The sequence below is a fragment of the Lentzea sp. NPDC092896 genome (genome assembly GCF_044754905.1).
Classification (GTDB): domain Bacteria; phylum Actinomycetota; class Actinomycetes; order Mycobacteriales; family Pseudonocardiaceae; genus Lentzea.
Genome location: NZ_JBIVPX010000001.1, coordinates 1,873,106 through 1,895,568, shown reverse-complemented (window position 1 = coordinate 1,895,568; position 22,463 = coordinate 1,873,106). Strand labels below are relative to the sequence as shown.

Here is a 22,463-nt window from a genome sequence, read left to right as displayed (position 1 = left end):
TGACGCCAAGGCGACACACTGGAACCGGCTGCTCTGCTGAGTAGTCGGTTTGTCGCGTTCGTGTTACTCGAACGATTCGTTTGTACCGGAAATCCTGAAACCGGTTTCGCGCGGAACCGGTTTCAGGTATCAACTGTGAGAGCGCTCCCATAGACGCTGCCGCCGCACGAGCCCTCTCGGAGACCACATGGATCGCGACGACGTGCCCTACCTCGACGCCACGCTGCCGACCCCAGAGCGGGTGGCCGACCTGCTGGGCCGCATGACGCTGGCCGAGAAGGTCGGCCAGATGATGCAGCTGGACTCGAGGGAGGACCTGGACGACCACGTGCTGCGCAAGCACGTCGGCTCGATCCTGCACACCTCGCCCGAACGAGTGCTGCGCGCGCAAGACCTCACCACTCAGACACGGTTGCGTGTCCCGTTGCTCATCGCCGAGGACTGCATCCACGGCCACTCGTTCTACGAGGGCTCCACGATCTTCCCGACGCAGCTGGGCATGGCCGCGAGCTGGGACCCGGAGCTGGTCGAGCAGGTCGCCCGCGTCACCGCCGTCGAGGCCGCCGCCACCGGCGTGCACTGGACGTTCTCACCGGTCCTGTGCATCTCGCGGGACCTGCGCTGGGGCCGCGTGGACGAGACGTTCGGCGAGGACCCGGTGCTGATCGGCGAGCTCGCGGCCGCCATGGTCCGCGGCTACCAGGGTGACGGCCTCGCCGACGAGACGGCGATCCTCGCGACCGCCAAGCACTTCGCCGGGTACTCGGAGACCCAGGGCGGCCGGGACGCGAGCGAGGCGGACCTGTCGCGGCGCAAGCTGCGGTCGTGGTTCCTGCCGCCGTTCGAGAAGGTGGCGCGTGCGGGCTGCGCGACGTTCATGCTCGGCTACCAGTCCACCGACGGCGTGCCGATCACGGTCAACTCGTGGCTGCTCGACGAGGTCCTGCGCGGCGAGTGGGGCTACAAGGGCACGCTCATCACCGACTGGGACAACGTCGGCCGGATGGTCTGGGAGCAGAAGCTGCAGCCCGACTACGCGCACGCCGCCGCGGCCGCCGTGAAGGCCGGCAACGACATGATCATGACGACCCCGCAGTTCTTCGACGGCGCGTTGCAGGGCGTCGAGGAGGGGCTGCTGGCCGAGTCCGACCTCGACCGCGCGGTCACCCGCATCCTGACGCTGAAGTTCGACCTCGGCCTGTTCGAGAACCCGCGCAGGCCCGACGCGGAACGCCAGCGCGTGATGATCAACCACGACGACCACGTGGCGCTGAACCTGCAGGTCGCGCGCCGTTCGCTGGTGCTGCTGCGCAACGACGGCGTGCTGCCGTTCGCGCAGGGCAAGGGCAAGATCGCCGTCGTCGGCCCCCTCGCCGACGACGCCCAGACCCAGCTCGGCGACTGGGCCGGTTCGTCCGGTCAGGCCGACTGGCTGCCCAACGGCCACCCGCGCGAGATGATCACCACGGTCCTGGACGGGCTGCGCGAGCTGTCGTCGCAGGAGATCACCTACGCCCGTGGCGCCGACATCCTCACGCTGGAGCCGGACCCCGAGGGTGACACGTTCCCCGACGGCCAGCCGCGTCCGCCGGTGGTCAAGGCCTGCGCACCCGACGCGACCCTGATCGCCGAGGCCGTCGCGGCGGCGCAGGACGCCGACTACGTGGTCGCCGTCGTCGGTGACGTGATCGAACTGGTCGGCGAGGGCCGGTCCACCGCCACGCTCGACCTGATCGGCGGCCAGATCGCCCTGCTGGACGCGCTGGCCGAGACCGGCAAGCCGCTGGTCGTGGTGCTGCTCGCGTCGAAGCCGCTGGTGCTGCCCGCGTCGGCGCGCAACGCCGCCGCGCTGCTGTGGGTGGCCAACCCCGGCATGCAGGGCGGCCGGGCGATCGCCGAGGTGCTGCACGGGCTGGTCGAGCCGAGCGGCCGGCTGCCGATCTCGTTCGCGGCGCACGCCGGTCAGCAGCCGACGTACTACAACCAGATCCGCGGTCAGCACGGCACGCGCTACGCCGACCTGACCCAGGAGCCGGCGTTCGCGTTCGGCGAGGGCCTGTCGTACACGACGGTCGAGTACGGCGACCTGCACGTGGAGACGGCGGTGCTGCGCCCGGACGAGACGGTCAAGGCGTCGATCACGTTGTCCAACACCGGCTCACGGCCCTCCCGCGAGACCGTGCAGGTCTACGTGAGCGACGCCGTCACGTCGGTGAGCTGGGCGGACAAGGAGCTCAAGACGTTCAGGCAGGTCGACGTGGCGCCCGGCGAGACCGTGAAGGTCGACCTGGAGCTCCCTGTCTCCGCCTGCACGATCGTCGACGCGGCCGGGCTGCGCGTGGTGGAGCCCGGCGAGTTCGTCCTGCTCGTGGGTCCGAGCTCGAAGGACCTGCGCCGGGCCGAGTTCACCGTAAAGCCGCTGCCTTGAAGGGACCGGGGACGATCGTGAGATAGCGGGGAGGGATCTCCACCGCCTTCGTGATCGCCTTCTTCACCGCCGGGACCAGGTCCGCGTCGACGAGTGCGACAGCGGGCCTGCCCGGCGGGTCGATCAGCGTGCTGGCGCCCCGTGCGCCGGCGGCCAGCGCCGCCCGCACCACCGCGTCCTGCTCGGGATCCGGGTCCTGGGCGCGGTGGTACGCCGACAGCGCGACGCCGAGATCGTCCGCTTCCTGGACGTACGGCCGTTCCACCTGCGGTTCCTGCCGCCGGACCCGCGTGTCGACGACCAGCAGCCGTTGGCCGGGCAGGTCGAGGACCTCCTGCCGGGGTTCCTCGAACCGCTCGCCCGCGAGGTCCTTCAGCGCCAGCGCGACGGCCGTCCTGAGTGCCTCACCGGCGGACAGACCACTCCCCTGCGGCAGGTCGACGCTGCACATCAACGCGGCGCCGCCGGTAGCCTCGACTCCCGCCGCCCAGGCCGGGACGTCGTCGGACGGCAGCAGGGCGCGTTCGGTCGGCCGGTTCACCGACACCAGCTCCAGCAGGCCGTCGTCGCGCCGGTCGCCCGCCACGATCGCACCCCACCTGGCGTGCACCTTGATCGCACCGCCGAGCAGGTTCAGCACGCCGGGCGCGTACCAAACGCCCTCCGCGGGCCGTCCGAACGTGCGCCGGAACGCGTGCGGCACCAGCCTGAGCTCCGGCGCGAGCTCAGGCCGATCCGCGATGTCGATCATGCCTGCTCAGCCGATGCCTTCTGGGCCAGCAGCCGGTAGGCGTTGCCGTTCCCGGTGCGCGCGGCGACGAAGCGGTTCACCGTCTGGTCCAGCGCCAGCGCGACGAAGAACGCCGGAATTCCCAGCGACCACACCAGGAAGCTGCGGGTCCGGCGGAGCCTGACCTTCTCCGGGCGCCACGGCGCGGGCGTGCGCGGTGCCTTGTCGCCCAGCCACAGCAGCAACGCGAGCGTGAAGTCGTTGCAGAGGTGGGCTTCCTTGCGTTCGGTGGCCACCGTGGTCAGTCCGCGGTCGGCGAGCGCGTGCTCCAGGTTGCCGATCGGCATCATGTGCTGGTGCTGCGGCTGGAACCACGGCATCCAGTACTGGCCGAACAACCGGCCGAGCCGCCACTCCGGGTCCGGCAGCTCGATCAGCAGGTAGCCGCCGTCGGGCAGCACGTCCGCCGCGATGTCGAGCTCCTCCCACGGATCGCGCACGTGCTCCAGGTAGTGGTGCATGCTGATCACGTCGTACTGGCCCTTGAGCTCACCCGCGAAGTCCTTGAAGCTGCCCCGGTAGGAGTTCTCGATCCGGCCGAGCCTGGCCGCGTCCTCGATGGCCGCGCCCTGGTCGAGTCCGTCGAACGTCGTGGCCGGCAGGACCTCCTTGGCTCCCAGGCAGAAGTGGGCGTGCCCGGAACCGACGTCCAGCCAGCGTTCAGGTTTCGTGAACGGCTCTACCATCCGCGCCCGGCCGTAGTACGGGTCGGTCTTGCCGGAGAACACCGCTTCGGCCGACGTCTCGCCGAGACCGTCGTAGAAGTCGCGGTAGTAGAAGCCCAGGCCTTCCTCAGTGAGGCGCGGGTTCTGCCAGACGTGTCCACATCGGACACACCGGTCCATCGTGAACGTGCCGGGCTTGCGCTGCACCAGGTCCGTCGCGGTGACCCAGCGGCGCAGGTCCGTGCTCCCGCACGACGGGCAGTTGTCGCGCGGCGCCTCGTGGAAGTTCCGGTCGCGGTTCTGCTCGTACCAGGGCGCGGCGGCCTTGAGGGTCTCGGCCTGGCGCTTCTCGGCCGTGGACTTCTTGCCCCCGGACGTCTTGAACCACAGGTAGGGCGTGCGCAGCACCCGTGGCACCCACAGGTCGCGCGGGCTCAGCGGCGTTCCGGCGAACACCAGGATCGGGTGCGCCCAGTAAGCGGCCAGTGCGACGAGTCCCCACCGCCAGTCGGTGATCAGAGCGCCGATCACGGTCGCGTACCCGATGACCGAGCCCGCGATCCACAGCGACGGCCGCTTCCCGAGCCGGCGCAACGTCGCAGCGCGGTAGCCGAGGTCGTACGGACCGGCCTTGAGCCCCGGCGCGACGGCGATGTCGACCACCGCGTGCACGTGGTCCTTGACCCGCCGCACGTAGGCCACGAACTCGGTCGGGTCGTCGGGGTCGACCTCCTCGACGTACTTCTCCCGCACCAGAACGGCCTGCGACGCGCTGATACCGCGCGCCCACTGGTCGTCGCGGTACTTGCCGGGGTCGAACGCGCCGAGCAGGTCCAGCGCGGCCACCGTCGGCAGGTCGCGCGGCACCAGGTCGACGAGGTCCGCGTCGGTCTCCCACGAACCCTCCGGGTGCACCCCGGTGGCGGTGAGGAGCGAGTGCTCGCTCACGCCCGGAGCGAGCACTCGCAGCTTGGACGCGCGGGAACGCAGGCGCAGCACGTCCAGCAGGACGACGAGCACCACCAGCACGGTGAGGATCACCCGGCCACCACCTTTTCCAGTCGGTCGGCTGCGGCCGCTGCGCCGCCTGCCGCCAAGAACGATTCGCGCACCAGTCCGGCGGCGGCCGCGTACTCCGGCTCGTCCAGCACGGACTCCAGTGCGCTGCGGATGTCTGCCGCGCGCGCCCGCGAGTAGGTCAGTCGCACTCCGGCGCCGGCCTCCACGACCTGGGCGGCGACGGTCGGCTGGTCGTCCCGGATCGGTGCCACGACCAGCGGCAACCCGTGTGCCAGCGCCTCGCAGACGGTGTTGTGGCCGCCGTGCGTGACGACCGCGTCCAGGTGCGGCATCAGCGCGAGCTGCGGCACGGACGGGAGCATCAGGACGTTGGGCGGCGCGGGTCGCGGTTCGGCGACCATCACGACCCGGACGGCGAGACCGGCGACGGCTTCCAGGACCTGGCCGAGGAAACGCTCGCCGGCGGGTCCGTTCAGGGTTCCCAGGGAGACCAGCACGGTGCGCGGCTCTGCTCCGCGCACCAGCCACTCCCACGGGAAGTCCACCCGTTCCACTCGATGGCTCAGCGCGGGCCCCACGAACGCCACCTCGTCGCCGAACTCCCCCGCCACCAACGCCTTCGAGCTGTAGACCAGCACGAGCCGCTCGGAGAACCTGATGTCCCCGTCGGCGAAGTCGTGCAGCAGGTCGCGCACCCAGGCGTCGACCTTCGGCATCGTCCTCAGTGGATTGACCAGCTCCGCGGAGGTGCTGGCGGACGTCACCCAGGGCACGCCGGCGTTGCGCGCCACCAACGGCCCCGCCAGCGCCTGCTGATCGGCGACGATCACGTCCGGCTGGAAGCTCCTGACCGCCAGGTCGACTCCGGGCACCATGGAGTGCCCGAGCGGGATCAGGAACTCCTCCCAGAAGAACTTCAGCACCGCCATCCCGCGCAACGCGAGCCAGCGCTCCCGTTTCGCGCGGATGTCGGCCTCCAGCAGGTCGTCGATCGCGGGGAAGACCCGTGCGTCGTCCGGCAGGAGTGGCTTCAGCGTGCCGGGATGCCCGACCCACGCGACGTCGTGCCCGCGCGCCAGCAGCTCGCCGCCCACCGAGGCGGTCGGGTTGACGTGCCCGGTCAGCGGCGGCACCACGAACAGGAACCGGCTCATGACGGCAACCAGTCCAGCAGCACGTCGAGCAGCTCGGCCGTGGCTTCGCGGAGCACTGTGTGCCCCAGGCCGGTCACGACGTGCAGGCGGCACGCCGGAATCCGTTCCTGCAGCTCCGCGGCGGCCCCGATCAGTTCGGACTCGGCGCCGTAGACCCCGAGCACCGGGCACCGCACCTGCGTCAGGTCGAGCTTCGCGCCGGAGCCGAGGTCGTCGATCAGCGTCGTGCCGTTGAGCAACGCGTTGGCGTTCACGGCGAGCTTCGCGATCTTGCGTTGTCCCAGGGCCATCAGCTGGTCCTGCGTCCGGTCGAACTCCAGGCCGAGCGCGGCGACGGTCAGCGTGTTCGTGATGTCCTCGAACCACGCGTCGCCGACCACTCCCCCGACCGCCGACTCGACCAGCACGACGCCGCCGACCCGTTCGGGAGCCTGGACGGCCGCGTGCATCGCGACGACGCCGCCGTAGCTGTTGCCCAGCAGGAAGACCGGCTCGGTCACGCCGATCTCGTCCAGAACGGCCACCAGGTCCAGCGCGCTCTCCTCCGGCGTGTAACCGGACGGCGGCCGCTCCGACAGGCCGTGCCCGCGCAGGTCGAACAGCACGGTGCCGAACCCGGCCTGGGCCAGCGGCGCGGCGAGCGTGTAGTAGAAGCTGGACAGGTTGTCCATCACCAGGCCGTGCACGAACACCACGGTCGGTCCCGTTTCCGGCCCGAGCCGCTGCACGTGAAATCGCAGCCCTCGGGCGTGAACGTCAGACACGCGCCGTGATGTGGTCGACGAGGCGGCCGACGGACATCGCCATGATCTCGTCGATGTCCATGTCCGCCAGGAAGGCCACGAGATCCACGCCGTAGTGGGCGTTGAGCTTGTCCGCGAGCGCGACGAACTCGATCGACTCCAGGCCCAGGTCGTCGCTGAACGTGGTGTCGCGGGTGATCTCCACGCCCAGCAGGAAGTCCGGCCCGACCACCTCGGTGATCAGCTTGGCGACCTGCTGCAGCACCTCGTCCATCACATCTCCGTTCGCACGCGGGCCGCGGCTCGCCCGAGTTCTGCAATGACTTCGATTCGTGGCACGGCGAACGCGCCACGCACCCGGCCGTCGGCGGTCACGGTCAGCTCCGCCGGATAGACCGGCCCGGCCCCGCGATCCCACAGCCACCCGCGCACGGCGTCCTTCGCCGCGATCACGCGCAGCAGCCAGTCGCGCTGGGCCGGAACGTCCAGACCGCCGTAATGCCGTCGTTCGGCGGAGTTCAGGTAGCGGCGCATGATCAGGTCACGTGTGGCGCTGTCGGACCAGTTCTCGGTGACCCGCAGCCACTCACCGTCCTGAGTGGACAGCATCTCGGTGCCGGGCTTGAGCTTGACCTGCCAGATCCGGTCGTCCGTGGTGAAGCGGCGGGTGGTCCAGCCGGTGATCCGGCACCACAGCGCGCCGTTCACGGTCAGTTCGGCGTCCGCGATCATCACCTGCTCGGTGACCTCGCGGATCCACGCGGTGCACTGGACGTCGGCGGTCGGCACCGGCCCGTGGAACGTCACCTGCTCGATCCCGGTCGGCAGCACGGTCTGGTCCTCGGTGCGGCAGACCTGCATCCAGTGGCCGATGAGCTGCCCTGCGCTGTCCAGCAACGCTCCCGGCGCGGGCAACGGCGTCAGCACGCCCGCGATCCCGTTGTCCGCCAGGCGGTCGATCTTCGTGACGCCCGCGAACGCCGGTCCGTGGAACATCCAGTTGTCCTTGTACAGCTCGTCTGCGGACACTGGTGCCTGACGAACGCCCTGCAGCTCCTTGCGTTCGGACTGGAGCGGCTGCGGTGCCATCAGCACGACGCCCTCGGCGTAGTCGCCGACCTTGACGACGACCCGGTCCTGACCTTCCGCTCGGGCGGAGATCTTCACGGTCGTCGCGGGAAGGGCCGTGAGCCAGCGCTTGGCCTTGATCTGCGCGAACCCGTGCACGGTGCCGCCGGTGAGCCGGCGCGCGGCGTCCGCGAACACCTCCAGCAGGCCGGTCGCGGGCACGATCGGGAACCCGTCCGCGAGATCCGGCCAGCCGGCTGCCTGCGGGAACACCGAGTGGTCGACCAGTTCCGGCATGGTCCGCAGCGAGAACTCGCGGGTGAACCCCGCTTCGTTCGGCCGGAGCGCGCCGACGACCTCGCGTGCGACGGCGTTGGTGTGGGCCAGGAGCTTGTTGACCGCGGCGGACATCGGGCTGTCGTCGGCCACCAGCACCGGTTCGGTGCCGAGCGCGTCGAGTCTGATCTTCGGCGTGCCGAGCTTGAGCTTGACCTTGTGGGCCGTGCCGCGCTTGAGACCGAACGCCCACAGCGCTTCCGGTGCGATGTCGGCGTTCACGGCGATGTGCGGCCGGTCGGTCAGGGTGTCCCCGATGAAACCGGGCAGGCTGCCCTGTCCGATTTGGACGAACGCGCGGAAGCCGGCGCCGTGCAGGCGTTCCAGCAGCGGCCGGAACCGGACGGGCTCGACCAGGTGCCGCAGGACCAGTTCGCGGACCTCGCCGGCGGCCATCGGTTCGAGGGAGTTCGCCGACCACACCGGGATGTCCGACGTGCGGACCGGCAGTGCGTCGAGCATCTCCTTGGCCCGGCCCAGGTACGGGGCGAGCGCCGGGGTGTGGAAGCCGGTGCGGAACGGCATCAGCTGCGCCATCACGCCGTTGGCCTTGAGGGTGACCAGGACCTCTTCGAGGCGGTCGATCGGGCCGCAGATCACCGACTGGTGCGGGCAGTTGTCGTGGCTGACCGTCACGCCGTCGACCAGGTACTGCTCGGCGGTGTCGGCCGAGCACCCCAGTGCGGCGTAGGCGATGTCGACCACTGCGACCGCGCCGGGTCCGAGGGCGGAGACGAACTCGTCGATCGTCGGGTAGATGCCGCCGACGACCATCGCCGTCCACTCGCCCATGCTGTGCCCGGCGAGCGCTCCCGGCGTGATGCCGAGCGCCATGAGTTCGCGGGCTTCACGGCGGCCGTCCTGCAGCAGTCCGACGGCGTGGTCGACGACCTCTCCGCTGAACTCGCGCTCGAAGCCGGGGAACACGAACGCGACCTGGTCCGTGCCGGTCAGCAGAGGTTGCGGGGAGAACCAGATGTCGTGCCGGCCGGGCCACGCCTTGCCCTGGGCGAGCACGCGTTCGGCGAGCTTGAGCTTGCGGTCGTCCGGGTTGCCGATGGCGAGCCGGAACGCCCTGTCCGCGCTGGACGTGCGGCGTTCTTGGAGTGCCCTGGCCAGTTCCTCCGCGGTGTCGGCGGCGAACGTCATCACCGGCTTGCGCGGCTTGGCGATGGTGTGGCCGTCGAGCACCGCGTGAGCGTTGATCCCGCCGAACCCGAACGCGTTGACGACCGCGCGGTGCCGTCCGGTCCACTCGCGAGCGGTCGTCACGGGCGTGAACCTGGTGCCGGTCAAGCTGCTGTGCGGGTTCTCGACGTGCAGGGTCGGCGGAAGCGTGTTGTGGTGCAGGGCGAGCGCGGCCTTGATCAGGCCGGCCATGCCGGCGGCTGGCATCGCGTGGCCGATCATCGACTTCACCGTGCCGATGCCGATCTCGTCGCCCTGCCCGCCGAACGCGCTGATCATCGTCTGGAGTTCGGCGGCGTCACCGGCGGGCGTGGCGGTGCCGTGCGCCTCGATCAGTCCCGGCGGGTTCTTCTGTGGGTCGAGGCCCGCGCTGGCCCAAGCCCGTTGCACGGCAAGGATCTGCCCGTCCGGGTTGGGCGTCATCATGCTCGTTGCACGGCCATCGCTCGCCGTGCCGATGCCGCGGATCACCGCGTAGACACGTTCGTCGCCGACGTCCTCCAGCCGCTTCAGCACGACCATGCCGACGCCCTCGGACAGCAGCGTGCCGTCGGCTGAAGCGTCGAACGGCCGGATGCGTTCGGTCGGGCTCAACGCCCTGAGCTGCGTGAACACGCTCCACAGCGTCGGGTGGTGGCAGACGTGGACGGCGCCGGCGAGCATGGCGTCCGCGCGACCCTCCTGGAGTTCGCGGACGGCGTGCTCGACGGCGACCAGCCCGGACGCGCAGGCCGCGTCCACCGTGTACGCGGTGCCCTTGAGGTCGAACCGGTTGGCGATGCGCGACGCCGCGAGGTTCGGCACCAGGCCGATCGAGGCTTCCGGCTGCTCCGGCCCGAGACGGTCGCGGATGGCCTGGCGCACGGTGTTCAGCTCGGTGCCGGCGATGTTCGGGAAGAGGTCGCGCACCACCGACATGACCTCGTCGGCGAGCCGGACCCGTTGGTCGAGCCGCGCACAGCCGGGCGTGAGGTACCCGCCGCGTCCCACGACCACACCGACGCGGTCCCGGGACGGCAGCATCGACTCACCGCCCGCGTCCGCGATGGCCTCGGCGGCCGTGGCGAGGGCGAGCAGCTGGTCGGGCTCCGCGCCGTCCACTGTGGACGGCATGATGCCGAACCTGGTCGGGTCGAACTCCGCGAGGTCGTCGACGAACCCGCCCTTGCGGCAGTAGAACCGGTCGCCCGTCCTGCTGTCCTGGTCGTAGTAGGTGGCCGGGTCCCAGCGGCCGGGCGGGATCTGACCGATCGCGTCGACGCCACCGACGATGTTGCGCCAGAACGTCGCCGCGTCGGGGGCACCGGGGAAGACGGCGCCGATCCCGACGATCGCTATGCCTCCCATCGGTAGACCACCTGCACGTCCTGACCGTTCGCGATCTCGTTCAGCAGCGCGTCGACGCCCTGCTCGGGCTCGATCAGCCCGATGCCGCGCCGCGCGTACTCGTCGGCGAGCCCGACGGCCATCCCGGCACCGGCCCAGGGGCCCCAGTCGACGGCGACGACCCGTCGCTGGGCTCCCCAGAACCTCGCCATGCGGTCCAACGCGTCGTTGGCGGCCGAGTAGTCGGCCTGACCGCGGTTGCCGAAGACGCCGCTGACGCTGCCGAACAGCACGAGGAACCCGTCGCCGAACGCCTTGGCGCCGTTGACCTTCGTGGCCCAGACGCGGTCGAACGACTCCTGCGTCTTGGCCTCGATCAGCTTGTCGTCCAGCACTCCGGCGCCGTGGATGACCCCGTCGATCCGGCCGAACCGCGCCTTGACGTCGTCGATCACCTTGCCCACGGCGTCGGCGTCGGTGACGTCGCACTCGTGGTAGCGGACACTCGAGGCGTTGGCGCGCAACCGTTCCATGGTCCGACGGACTTCGCGTTCGGCGAGCACCTTGCGCGCCTTGGCCGGCACGTCGTCCTTCTCCCCCAGTTCGAACAGCGCCTTCACGAGCTCGGGCTCGGTCGTGGCGTGGCTCAGCCGGTGGTCTTCGGCCGCGATGGGCGTGCGGCCGATCAGTTCGACGTGGCAGCCCGTGCGCTCGGCGAGTTCGATCGCGGCGAGCGCGGTGATGCCGCGGGCGCCGCCGGTCAGCAGCACCACGCTGTCGGCGTCCAGGTCGAGGGTTCCCGCTGCGACGTCTCCCGGGATCGCCTCGATGACCTGCCGCCGGCCGGCCTGGTAGCCGACGACCGCCGGGCCGGGGCCGATCTCGGCGAGCAGCGCGGTGGCGATGTCGCGGTGGCTCTCCTTGGGGTTGACGTCGACCGAGCGCACGACGAGGTCCGGGTACTCGAGCGCGGCCGTGCGGATCAGGCCGTGCAGGCCGATGTCCGCGGGCAGCTCGTCGGGCGTGTGGTCGAAGCCGAACGTGCCGCCGCCCGTGGTCACCACGACGAGCGCGACCCCGTTCGTCACGCACTGCTTGACCTCGCTGAAGGCCTCCGGCAACCGCGCCTGGAGCCGGATCACGACGTCGACGCCGGTCAAGTCGTCCGGGAATGCCGGTTCGACGCGCGGGCGGGCGGTGTGGCGTTCGAGCAGGTCGGCGAGTTCGAGGCCGATCCCGTTGTCGTCGATGATCAGCACGGTCCTGCCGGTGAGGTCGGCCGGTTCGGCCGGCTCGGCGGGCACCACCTGCGGCACGAGCCGGACGAGCTTTCCTCCTGACACCGGCAGCGCGAGCGCGGGCGCCGGGGCGGGCAGTGCCGGGGTCTCGCCGAACCACGCGACGATCCCGTCGATCGTCTTGAGCTGGGCCAGTTCGTCGACGCTTCCCGTCGCACCCAGCTCCTGGGCCAGCTCGCCCACGATCTCGGCGCGTTTGATGGAGTCGATCGACAGGTCCGCTTCCAGGTCCAGACCCGGCTGCAGCATCTCGATCGGATAGCCCGTGCGCGTGCTGATCGTCTGGAGCACGACCGCCCGGACGTCCTTCGCAGGAGCGAGGACCGGGGCCGCGGAGCCGAACCAGCCGACGATGCCGTCGATGGTCTTGAGCTGCGCGAGTTCGTCCACCTCACCGGCCGCGCCCAGCTCCGCCACCAGTTCGCCGACGATCTCCGTCCGCTTGATGGAGTCGATCGACAGGTCGGCTTCCAGGTCCAGGCCCGGTTGCAGCATCTCGACCGGGTAGCCGGTGCGGGCGCTGATCGTGCGCAGCACCACCGTCGCGACGTCTTCCTGCGGCGCGGCCTGCGGTTGCGGCACGACGACCACCGGCTGGTCGATCACCTGCCTCGGTGCGGGCACCGCGGCCGGTTCGGTGCCGAGGTAGCTCAGCAGCACGTCCCGCTGGGCGCTCACCGCGTCCCGCATCCCGTCCAGGAACTTCTCGATGATCTCGTCGCGCCCCAGCCCGGAGCCGACTCGGAGAGTCGGGAACTCGGTCGCGGGCCGAAGCCCACCGGGTAGTGCGTCGCCGTTCGCGTCCCGCACGAGTCCTCCATCCACGTACCAGCCCGGCCGTGGCGGCACGACCGTGGCGGGTTCGGCCCTGTCCTCGAACAGCGGTGCGGTGTCCACCTCGACACCGGCGACCGCGAGAGCTGCCAGCGTGCGCAGGAACGTCACGTGGTCGTCGCAGCGCAACGCCTGGTGCGGCCGGTCACCGAGGGTCTTGCCGACGAGCGACGTCAGCACGCCGCCGGGGCCCGCCTCGACGAAGATCCGCGCACCCGCCGCGTACATCGACTCGATCTGGTCCACGAACCGAACCCGGCCCGCGAGTTGCTCGGACAGGCCTTCGCGCACATCGGCATGAGGAGCCGCGGACACGTTCGACCACACCGGGAACCGCGTCTCGCCCAGGGAGATCGCCGCGAGCCGGGCCGCGAACCGGTCGCGGGCACCGGCCATCAGCGGGCTGTGGAACGCGGCGGCGACCGGGATGTTCTTCACGGTCAGCCCGGCGTTCTTCAGCACTTCGACGGCGTGGTGCACGGCCTCGGTCGGACCCGAGATGACAACCTGGTCGGGCGCGTTGTGGTTCGCCACCACGACATCGGCCGGCAGCAGGGCCTCGACCTCGGCCACCGCGGCCGTCACGGCGGCCATCGTGCCGGGGTCCTCGCCGACCGCGTCCAGCATCGCCTGGGCGCGGGCCGCGCTGAGGTCCAGCAGGTCGGCGGCGCCGAACGCACCGGCCGCCGACAACGCGACCAGTTCGCCGTAGCTGTGGCCACCGGCCAGGTCCGGCCGCACCCCGACGGAGTCCAGCAGCGCCGTGACCATGAGGCCGGCGATGCCGAGCGTGGGCTGGGCGTTGCGGGTGTCCGTGATCTCCGCGCGTTGCCGGGACACGTCCTCGGCGGTCAGCGCGGCCGGCGGGTACATGACCCGCTCGTAGCGCGCGTCGAGGAAGTCCTGCAGCCGTGGGAAGGCCGTGACCAGGTCGAGCAGCATGCCCGGCCGTTGGCTGCCCTGGCCCGGGTAGAGGAACGCCACCTGGGGCCGTTCCCCCGACCTCAGCGACACCACGCCGGACTCGCGCCAGGCCTCGACATCCGCGAGTGCCTTCCGCAGGCCCCCGTGATCGCTGACCACGAACGCTGCTTGAACCATGCCTTCGCCGCACGCTGCGGCCAGCGAACGCAACGGGGTGCGCTCGTCGATCAGCGCGGCGAGGCGAGCGGCTTCCCGTTGCGCGGCAACCTGATCGTCGCCGCGGATCAGGAACAGCTCGGCCGGCCAGGCGGTCAGGCCGTGGCGCGGTTCGTCGGCGCCGGTGTAGCCCGCGATGACGGTGTGGAAGTTCGTGCCGCCGAACCCGAACGCGCTCACGCCCGCGACCCGGTTCCTGCTCGCCCACGTGCGGTGGCCGAACGCGAACGGGCTGGTCCGCGCGTCCCAGAAGGCGTTGGGCTGCTTGACGTGCAACGTGCCGGGCCGCAGTCCGGTGTGGACGGACAACGCCGCCTTGATCACGCCCGCGAGACCGGCCGCGCACTTGGTGTGGCCGATCTGCGACTTGACCGAGCCGATCGTGCAGGTGCCGGGTTCGACGCCGGAGAACATCCTGGTCAGCGACGCCAGTTCGGTCCGGTCGCCCACCACGGTTCCCGTGCCGTGCGCCTCGACCAGTCCGACGTCGGTGACCGGCAGCCCGGCCGCCGCGTACGCGCGGCGCAGGGCTCGTTGCTGGCCTTCCGGACGGGGCGCGGTCAATCCCAGGGACCGGCCGTCACTCGACGCGCCGATGCCCTTGATCACCGCGTAGACCCGGTCGCCGTCGCGTTCGGCGTCGGCGAGCCGCTTCAGCACGACGGCGGCCACGCCCTCGCCGAGTGCGATGCCGTCCGCGGCCGAGTCGAACGTGGCGCAGCGCCCCTTGGCGGACAGGGCTTTCACCGAGGCGAACATCTGGTAGTCGTGCGCGCTGTTGTGCAGGTCGACCGCGCCGCACAGGACCATGTCGCTGGTGCCGCCGACGAGTTCCTTGCAGGCCACGTCGAGCGCGGCGAGGCTGGACGCGCAGGCGGCGTCGACGGTGTAGTTCGCGCCGCCGAGGTCGAGCCGGTTCGCGACGCGGCCCGCGATCACGTTGCCGAGCACGCCGGGGAACGAGTCCTCGGTCAGCTTCGGCAGGTGGTCGTCCAGGCCGTTGATTCCCAAGGCGGGCAACGCGGTGCGGACCGTGTAGGCGTTCGCGAGGTCGGCGCCCGCTTCGGCGCCGAAGATCACCGACGTGCGTTCGCGGTCGAACACCCTGGTCTGGTAACCGGCGTCGGCCAGCGCCTTCGCCGACACCTCGAGCGCCAGCAGCTGGGCGGGTTCGATCGAGGTCAGCGAGGCGGGCGGGATCCCGTACGCGAGCGGGTCGAAGGCCGTGCGCGGGAGGAAGCCGCCCCAGCGGAACGGGCTGCCGTAGCGCTCCGGCGACCAGCGGTCCGGCGGGATCTCGGTGATGGAGTCGGTGCCCGCCAGGACGTTCGCCCAGAACTCGGTGACGTCGCGGGCGCCCGGCATGATCGCGGCCATGCCGACGATGGCGACGTCCAGCGGTTCCTGGGCGGTCTCGTGCTCGGTGGTCTCGGGGACGACACCGGAGACGATGTCCTCGTGCAGCTGGGCGATCGTGGTGCGTTCGGACCGCAGGGTCGCGACCTGGCCGATCATGAACATGCCCTCGCGGCGCTGTTCGTCGTCGCCGACCTCTTTGAGGACACCGTCGTCGCGGACGAGACCGCGGCTGGCGAGCCGGAGCCGTCCCAGGTTGAGCTGTTCGAGCCTCTCCCAGCTCTCCTGCTTCGACAGTCCGGTGAGCTCGGACCGAGCCCGTTCGAAGGTGTCCACATAGGACGTCTGCGCGCAGCGGACGGCGTGTCCTGGTGAGGTCTCCAGCAGTGCGGTGTCCTCGCACTCCAGCGCGACCTGCTGGAACACCGGCCGGATCGCGCCGTGCGACACGGCTTCCTCGGTGAACAGGTAGGCGGTGCCGACGAGAACGCCGACGGCCGCGCCCCGTGCCGCGATCGACGCGGTCATGGCGGAGATCATCGCGGCGGACCGGGCGTCGTGAATGCCGCCCGCGAACAGCGCGACAACGTCCTTCTCGCGGCCTTTGAGGACGTCGATCTGCTGCTGCCACAACGTGAAACTGGTCCGGGGTCCGGTGTGCCCGCCGCACTCCGAGCCTTCGAAGACGAACTTGCGCGCGCCCTCGTCGAGGAACCGGCGCAGCAACGCGGGCGACGGCACGTGCAGGAACGCCTCGATGCCGGCGTCCTCCAGCTCGCGTGCCTGCGCGGGTGTGCCACCGGCGACGATCGCGTACTTCGGCCGGACGGCCAGCACGGCCTCCATCTGCCGCGCCCGCAGCTCGGGCGGCGCGAAGCCGAGCAGTCCGACGCCCCACGGCCGGTCGCCGAGCTTCTCCGCGGTGTGCTCGAGCAGCGTCCGGACGGCCGGGCCTTCCATCAACGCGAGCGCCAGGAACGGCAGCGCGCCACCCTCGGCGACGGCCGCGGCGAACGCGGGCTGGTCGCTGACGCGGGTCATCGGCCCCTGCGCGATCGGGTACCGCAGGCCGGGGACGCGGTCGCAGAACGGTCCGCCCGACCGGATCGAGCGGTGCTCACCCGCCAGGGTGAGATTGTCCCGAATGCCCGCCGCAATCGCGCCGACCACGCCTCCGACGGTCCCAAACGAGGTACGGTAGAAATCAGCCAAGGAACCTTCTTGACCAATTTCGAGCGTGTTTTGACGAACATGAACGCGTAACCCGCGGTTCACGACGGTGTCGGCGCCATCCATCATCCGGACGGCGTTGACAATTTCGCCGGAAATATGTTTTCGAGCCTCCGCGACGAGCGTGAGCTGGCCTTCCAGCACCACTCCGCGCGCACCGCCCGCGACCGCCGCGGCAGCCGTGTCAGGGCCGATCGAACCCGCCACCCAGACCGGCAGATCGGTCAGCGCGAGCACCTGCTGGAGCAACACGAACGCGGGTGAACCACCCACTCGGCCGCCTGACTCAGCACCCTTCGCGATCAGGCCGGCGACCCCGAACTCGATCGCCGCAGCGGCTTCCGCCACCGAGGTGATCACCGCGAGAACGCGGCGTTCACCCAGCTCAGCGAGGTTCGGCGCGAAGCGGGCGAGATCGACCACGACGGTGTCCACGGCTTCTGGCAGCGGCACTGTCAACGGTCCGTGCAGTCTCACCCCGAACGCGCGCGGATGACGCGCGGCCACGCGGGCGAGGTCGGCGGCGGCTTCCGGCCCGAGGTCGAGCACGCCGAGCCCACCGGCTCGTTCGGCCGCGACCACGAGGGCCGGGTTGGGGGTGCTGAACGGACTCAGACACAGCACCCGTTCTCGATCCGACAGCATGTTCACTGTGCTCACTTCCTCACCCTGCAGGGGTGGGGAGAAAGGAATTCAGCTAGGGTTCCTACTGACCGGTACGGTGACAACGCGCTCACCGTACGCACAAACCCGATGCGCCGTCGAGAGGGTGATGAAACTTTCTCACATACGTAACCTGACGAATGGCCCCGGATGGCGGGGGGCCTTACTCCAGTTCGCGGATAGCGCGACGTGCTATGGCAGACCCAGCACCTCGGTGATGTCCGCCCGGACAGACACCGCCCGTTCACCAAGATCGGCAGGCACCTCGGCGTGCGCGGTGTTGATCCGCACCAACCGAGCGCTTGGCAGGGCGCGGACCAGCGACTCCACCGGCCGGCGAATGACCGTGGGCGTGCTGAACCCGGCACCGATCTCGATCACGAGCACGCCGTCTCCCAGCCACTCACGCAGCCGCGTCCCCGCGGGCGCGTAGTGATCCGGCACGTACTCGGGCCCCTTGTGCACGTTCAGGAACACCGCTCCGCCGCATCGTGGACATGACGGCAGCGTGTCGGACTCCCCTGTCAAGACGTCATAGGTGGCCAAAGCGGCGTCCACGATCGGCCTACTGGGCCACGTCTCCCGTGTGCACGGCGTCTCGCACTGGTAGCGGCCGTAGTCGCCCTGCGGCGTCCACACCCTGTCCTCCGCGAACCCGTTGCGCGCGAACAACCCGTCCACATTGGACGTCAGCACGAAGTGGTCACGGGTACCGACCAGTTCCCGCAACCGCGTGTAGACGGGGTTCGGTTCTTCACCGAACCTGATGTCGTTGACGTGCACGGACCAGTAACCCCACAGCAACCTGGGCGGCAGCGGCAGCCCGATCAGCTGGTACCTCGCCCACAGACCCTTCTCGTGCAGCACCGGGAACAGCTCGGCGAACCGCTCGGCGTCCGAGTAGTCGTAACCCGCCGCCGCGGACAGTCCCGCGCCCGCCGCGATGAGCACGCGATCGGCCTCGTCCAGCCAGCGTTCCAGCGTCACAACACCTCCCGGTAGACGGCCTCGTCCTCGCCCCTGAACGCCACGAACACCACGCGGTCGAACCGGCCGGGGTGTGCGGCGAGCCAGTCCCGGACCGTGCCGGCCGCGATGCGCGCGGCCGGTCGTCCCGGAAACCCGAAGATCCCGGTGCTGATGCCGCAGAACGCGACCGTGCGGATTCCCGGTACCTCGGCCGCGACGTCGAGGCACGCCCGGTAGGAGTCGGCGAGCGCGGTTCCGTGCGCGGGCAACAGGTTCCCTCGCACGATCGGGCCGACGGTGTGCAGCACGAACGGCGCGGGCAGGTGGTACCCGCGGGTGATCTTCGCGATCCCGGTCGGCTCCGGTGTGCCCTGCAAGGTCATGATCCGGTGGCAGTCGGCCCGCAACCGCGGCCCGGCGGCGTTGTGGATGGCGTTGTCGACGCAGGCGTGCATCGGCTGGAAGCAGCCGAGCAGGGCGTCGTTGGCGGCGTTGACGATCGCGTCCACCCCGAGCCGGGTGATGTCGCCTCGCCACACCGCGATCGGCGCGGGCAACGTCAGGGCCTTCGCGAACGGTCGCTGCTGACGTTCGCCGCCGAGCAGCGCGTCGAGCACGGCGACGAGTTCGGGGTCCAGCGGCGCCGGTTCGCGGACGGTGAGCACCGCCCGCAGCATGCGGCGCCGCTCCCCCGCCTCGCGCGGCAGCCGGAACCGGCCGACCCACGGGTCGTCCCCGAGCATCCGCAGGGCGAGACTGGTGAGCAGGTCGAGTTCGCCGGCGGGCGCGGGCGCGCTGAGCGGCCGGAACGGCTCGTCCAGCGCGACCGCGTGCCGGTAGTCGGGCAGTGTTGTGAGCACGTCAGAACAGCCCGTTGGCGTGCGGCATCTCAGCCGGGATGGGCGCGATGACGTCCCAGTGCTCGACGATCCTGCCGTCCTGGACTCGGAACAGGTCCCAGTACGCGACCGGTTCGCCGAACTCGCCTTCCGACTGCAGCAGAACGAGATCACCTTCGGCCACCACCTGGTGCACCGTCTTGTAGACGAGGTTCTTGCCCTCCCCCGCCCACGTGGCCGCGGCCGCCCCGAACCCGTCGAGCCCGTCCGCCGCCTCCGGGTTGTGCTGCAGGTAGGTCTCGGTGGAGATGTAGTCGGTCAGCACCGAGTAGTCGGCGTCCTGCAGGATCCGCTGCGCGAACTCCTTCACCAGCTCGCGACTGCGTTCGGTGCCTTCGGCGGCGGGCTGCGCCGCACCGTCCGTCTGGGACCGTCCACTCGCGGTGTTCGCGACCACGGGCGTCAGTGCGTCCCAGTGCTCGGTCAGTTTGCCGTCCCGCACCCGGAACAGGTCGAACGCGACGAGCGGCTCCGGTCCGAACCCGTGGTAAACGCCGTGCAGCGCAACGAGATCACCATCCGCGATCACCCGCGCCAGTTCGTAGCGGAAGCCTTCCGGCAGGCCGCCGACGAGCCCGCGCAACGCCTCGGGTCCGTCCGCGATGAGTGAGCTGTGCTGGCGGTAGTCCGCCGCCACCCAGCGGTCCACAGCGGACGGGTCCTTGTCGCCGAACAGTTCGCCGGTGGCCTTGAGCACGAGTTCCTTGTTGTCCATGGCTGCAACTTTGTCCCAGCCAGGCGCCTGCGACGAGGTAGGATAACGCCTCACCATGGTCAGAAGTGGACAGGTCGCGCAGTTCGGCTTCAGCAACCCCGACCGCGGGCAGCTGGGCCTCGAAGCGCTCGACCTCGGCGTGCTCCGCCGCAGAATCACCGAGGAAACGCTGAGCAAGGTGCACCGCACCGACTTCCACCAACTGTTCCTGTTCACCGCGGGCACCGGCACCACCATGGTCGATTTCGTGGACCACCCGTGCGCGCCCGGCACACTCCTGCACGTCAGCCCAGGCCGGGTGCTCCGCCTGCCTGCCGGCTCGGCAGAGGCGCTCATGGTGCTCTTCACCCCGGCGTTCCCACCCCTGGCGCTCAGCCCGTTCGGACCGGTCCGGCACCTGGTGCCCAAGGCGGAGCTGGCCGTCTTCACCCGCGCCGTGCAGGACCTCCGCCAGGAGTACCGCCGCAACCTGCTGACCAACGAACCGGTGGACCTGCTCCGCCAGTTGCTGGGCGCGTTGCTGCTGCGCGTCGCCCGCCTGCCCGGCTCCGCTCCCGGCCACGCCGACGCCCGTTTCGAACGCTTCCAGCAGGAACTGGAGCGCTCGTTCGCCACCACGCGCAGCGCCGCCGAGTACGCGGCCCGCATCGGCTACTCGGCGCGCAGTCTCAACCGCATCTGCCTGTCCGCGACGGGCCTGTCCGCGAAGGCGTTGATCGACGCCCGCGTGACGCTGGAGGCCAAACGGCTGCTCGTGCACACCGACCTGTCGTCGGCGGCGATCGGGCACCGGCTCGGGTTCAGCGAGGCCACGAACTTCACGAAGTTCTTCGCCCGCGAGACGGGCACGTCACCCGGCGCGTTCCGCGAGTAGCTGGCCAAGAGCGTGGCGGGCGATGCCGGCGACGAACGGGTTGCCGTCGCCTCGGCGGGCGAGGGCGAGCACCGACAGCTCCATCGCCCAGCCTCGCGCGCGAACCCAGGTGGCGTCGTCGAACTCGGTGAGCTCGCGCCGGAACTGCGCGCGGCCTCGTTCGTCGAGGAACAGCCACGCGGTCATGAGGTCGCCCGCCGGATCACCGGCGGCGGCGCAGCCCCAGTCGATCACGCCGGTCAGCTCGCCGCCGGTGAACAGCAGGTTGCCCCGGTGGAGGTCGGCGTGCACCCACCGGAGCGGCCGGTGCCAGCGCGGGGCGCTGATCGCGTCCTCCCAGATGGCGGTGAGCCGCGGGTCCCCGCCGAGCTTCGCGATCGCCCAGCGCACACCCGCGTCGCTGACGGAGATGTCGTGGCGGCCGCGGTAGGTGGTCCACGGTTCGCCCGTGGTGTCGATCTTCTGCAACGCCAGGAGCACCTCGGCCAGGCGCGCGCCGGTGTGCGGGCTGACGGCGTCGATCGTGGAGAGGTCGCCCGGCAGCCAGCGCACCACCGACCACCGGTACGGGTAGTCCTCCGTGGCCTCGCCCAGTTCCAATGGTTCCGGCACCGCGACCGGGAGGTGCGGGGCCAGTCGCGGCACCACCTGGAAGTCCCGTTCGGCCTGGTCCTTGGCCTCTTCCAGGCGCGGGAGCCGCACCGCGAGCTCGTCGCCGAGGCGGTAGATGGCGTGGTCGGTGCCGCCGTGCCTCAGTTCGGTGAGTTCGAGGCCGTGCCAGCGCGGGAACTGGTCGCGGACCAGTCCGTCCACAAGGGACACGTCGATCCGCATCAGTCGTCCCAGCCGGGGCAGAGCTGGTCGAGCGTGCGACTGGCGATGCCGGCGAGGAACTTGTTGGTCTCGCGGTAGTACGGCAGCGCGAGCACGGCGAGGTGCAACGCCCAGCCCTTCGCGCGCACCCAGGTGGCGTCGTCGAACTCGGCGAGTTCACGCCGGAACTGCTTGCGTCCGCGTTCGTCCAGGTAGAGCCAGGCCGTCATGAGGTCCGCCGCCGGATCGCCGACGCCGGCGCTGCCCCAGTCGATCACTCCGGTCAGCGCGCCGTCGCGGAAGAGCAGGTTGCCGACGTGCAGGTCGGCGTGCAGCCAGCGGCCGGGCTGGTCCCAGCTCGGGGCGTTCAGCGCGTCCTCCCAGAGGGTGACGAGCCTCGGATCGCCGCCGACCTGCGCGATGCAGGTGCGGACGGGGTCGTCGTGGTCGGCACCGCTGATCCGGCCTCGGCCGGTGGTCCACTGCTGCCCGGTCGCGTCGATCTCGTGCAGTGCGCGGATCAGGTCGGCCAGCCGGAACGGGGTGTCCTCGCCGACGTCCTCGATCGGGGCGGTCTCGCCATCGAGCCAGCGCACCACCGACCACTGGTACGGGTAGTTCCCGGCCGGTTCGCCCAGCGCGACCGGTTCCGGTACCGCGACCGGCACGTGCGGCGCGACCAGCGGAACGATCTCGGCTTCCTTGGCCGCCCCGTCCTTGGCCCACTCGCGGCGCGGCAGCCGCACCGCCAGGTCGTCGCCCAGCCGGTACAGGGCGTTGCTGGTGCCGCCGTGCGCGACCTCGCGAATCGGCAAGCCGTGCCAGCGCGGGAACTGCGTGCGCACCAGTTCGTCCACAAGGGACACGTCCGTCGCGGTCTCGCCGTCCAGCATCGATCAGCTCCCCCAGTGGCCCAGCGCCCCATGCAACACCGGGCCACTGGCGGGAGCAACT

Annotated in this window: 14 protein-coding genes; 2 read left to right on the top strand and 12 right to left on the bottom strand. The window is 70.6% G+C overall.

The window, feature by feature from the left end; genetic code table 11:
• Positions 1-187 precede the first annotated feature (187 nt).
• Entirely contained in the window at positions 188-2,428 is a 2,241-nt protein-coding gene (locus tag ACIQF0_RS08365; RefSeq protein ID WP_401026098.1) for a glycoside hydrolase family 3 N-terminal domain-containing protein, read from the top strand.
• On the opposite strand, the gene ACIQF0_RS08360 is transcribed toward ACIQF0_RS08365, so the two are convergent.
• The 10 genes from ACIQF0_RS08360 to ACIQF0_RS08315 form a co-directional block, all read right to left on the bottom strand.
• Positions 2,406-3,179 carry a hypothetical protein gene (locus tag ACIQF0_RS08360; RefSeq protein ID WP_401026095.1) on the bottom strand — a complete coding sequence of 258 codons (774 nt, stop codon included), beginning with the start codon at positions 3,177-3,179 and terminating at the stop codon, positions 2,406-2,408. The genes ACIQF0_RS08365 and ACIQF0_RS08360 overlap by 23 nt on opposite strands.
• Positions 3,176-4,924, bottom strand: coding sequence for a class I SAM-dependent methyltransferase (locus tag ACIQF0_RS08355; protein WP_401026093.1), 1,749 nt, complete (start codon positions 4,922-4,924; stop codon positions 3,176-3,178). Before ACIQF0_RS08355 ends, ACIQF0_RS08360 begins: the two co-directional genes overlap by 4 nt.
• Entirely contained in the window at positions 4,921-6,057 is a 1,137-nt protein-coding gene (locus tag ACIQF0_RS08350) for a glycosyltransferase (protein WP_401026091.1), read from the bottom strand. The genes ACIQF0_RS08355 and ACIQF0_RS08350 overlap by 4 nt, the downstream gene beginning before the upstream one ends.
• Positions 6,054-6,821: an alpha/beta fold hydrolase gene (locus ACIQF0_RS08345; RefSeq protein WP_401026088.1), complete on the bottom strand. Its 768-nt coding sequence runs from the start codon at positions 6,819-6,821 to the stop codon at positions 6,054-6,056. The genes ACIQF0_RS08350 and ACIQF0_RS08345 overlap by 4 nt, the downstream gene beginning before the upstream one ends.
• Positions 6,814-7,074 (bottom strand): acyl carrier protein, encoded by a 261-nt coding sequence (locus tag ACIQF0_RS08340; RefSeq protein WP_036014077.1) that lies wholly within the window; start codon positions 7,072-7,074, stop codon positions 6,814-6,816. Before ACIQF0_RS08340 ends, ACIQF0_RS08345 begins: the two co-directional genes overlap by 8 nt.
• Positions 7,074-10,739, bottom strand: a complete 3,666-nt coding sequence (locus ACIQF0_RS08335) for a beta-ketoacyl synthase N-terminal-like domain-containing protein (RefSeq protein WP_401026084.1) — start codon at positions 10,737-10,739, stop codon at positions 7,074-7,076. The genes ACIQF0_RS08340 and ACIQF0_RS08335 overlap by 1 nt, the downstream gene beginning before the upstream one ends.
• Positions 10,727-17,236, bottom strand: coding sequence for an SDR family oxidoreductase (locus ACIQF0_RS08330; RefSeq protein WP_401026081.1), 6,510 nt, complete (start codon positions 17,234-17,236; stop codon positions 10,727-10,729). Before ACIQF0_RS08330 ends, ACIQF0_RS08335 begins: the two co-directional genes overlap by 13 nt.
• A gap of 195 nt (positions 17,237-17,431) precedes the next feature.
• Positions 17,432-18,226, bottom strand: a complete 795-nt coding sequence (locus ACIQF0_RS08325; protein WP_401026078.1) for a hypothetical protein — start codon at positions 18,224-18,226, stop codon at positions 17,432-17,434.
• Entirely contained in the window at positions 18,223-19,068 is an 846-nt protein-coding gene (locus tag ACIQF0_RS08320) for a protein-ADP-ribose hydrolase (RefSeq protein ID WP_401026076.1), read from the bottom strand. The genes ACIQF0_RS08325 and ACIQF0_RS08320 overlap by 4 nt, the downstream gene beginning before the upstream one ends.
• 1 nt (position 19,069) lies before the next feature.
• Positions 19,070-19,822: a nuclear transport factor 2 family protein gene (locus tag ACIQF0_RS08315; RefSeq protein ID WP_401026073.1), complete on the bottom strand. Its 753-nt coding sequence runs from the start codon at positions 19,820-19,822 to the stop codon at positions 19,070-19,072.
• Between the two features lie 55 nt (positions 19,823-19,877).
• Here ACIQF0_RS08315 and ACIQF0_RS08310 point away from each other — a divergent pair, with 55 nt between their 5' ends.
• Entirely contained in the window at positions 19,878-20,696 is an 819-nt protein-coding gene (locus ACIQF0_RS08310; protein WP_401026070.1) for a helix-turn-helix domain-containing protein, read from the top strand.
• Here ACIQF0_RS08310 and ACIQF0_RS08305 read toward each other — a convergent pair.
• Positions 20,673-21,530, bottom strand: a complete 858-nt coding sequence (locus tag ACIQF0_RS08305; RefSeq protein ID WP_401026067.1) for an aminoglycoside phosphotransferase family protein — start codon at positions 21,528-21,530, stop codon at positions 20,673-20,675. The two genes, ACIQF0_RS08310 and ACIQF0_RS08305, sit on opposite strands and share 24 nt — an antisense overlap.
• Positions 21,530-22,402: an aminoglycoside phosphotransferase family protein gene (locus ACIQF0_RS08300; protein WP_401026064.1), complete on the bottom strand. Its 873-nt coding sequence runs from the start codon at positions 22,400-22,402 to the stop codon at positions 21,530-21,532. Before ACIQF0_RS08300 ends, ACIQF0_RS08305 begins: the two co-directional genes overlap by 1 nt.
• Positions 22,403-22,463: the final 61 nt, after the last annotated feature.

Bases quoted from the DNA above. Each gene is read 5' to 3' on its own strand.
- ACIQF0_RS08340 (WP_036014077.1), bottom strand. From the start codon at position 7,074: ATGGACGAGGTGCTGCAGCAGGTCGCCAAGCTGATCACCGAGGTGGTC.
- ACIQF0_RS08305 (WP_401026067.1), bottom strand. From the start codon at position 21,530: ATGCGGATCGACGTGTCCCTTGTGGACGGACTGGTCCGCGACCAGTTC.
- ACIQF0_RS08350 (WP_401026091.1), bottom strand. From the start codon at position 6,057: ATGAGCCGGTTCCTGTTCGTGGTGCCGCCGCTGACCGGGCACGTCAAC.
- ACIQF0_RS08335 (WP_401026084.1), bottom strand. From the start codon at position 10,739: ATGGGAGGCATAGCGATCGTCGGGATCGGCGCCGTCTTCCCCGGTGCC.
- ACIQF0_RS08315 (WP_401026073.1), bottom strand. From the start codon at position 19,822: ATGGACAACAAGGAACTCGTGCTCAAGGCCACCGGCGAACTGTTCGGC.
- ACIQF0_RS08310 (WP_401026070.1), top strand. From the start codon at position 19,878: ATGGTCAGAAGTGGACAGGTCGCGCAGTTCGGCTTCAGCAACCCCGAC.
- ACIQF0_RS08365 (WP_401026098.1), top strand. From the start codon at position 188: ATGGATCGCGACGACGTGCCCTACCTCGACGCCACGCTGCCGACCCCA.
- ACIQF0_RS08300 (WP_401026064.1), bottom strand. From the start codon at position 22,402: ATGCTGGACGGCGAGACCGCGACGGACGTGTCCCTTGTGGACGAACTG.
- ACIQF0_RS08360 (WP_401026095.1), bottom strand. From the start codon at position 3,179: ATGATCGACATCGCGGATCGGCCTGAGCTCGCGCCGGAGCTCAGGCTG.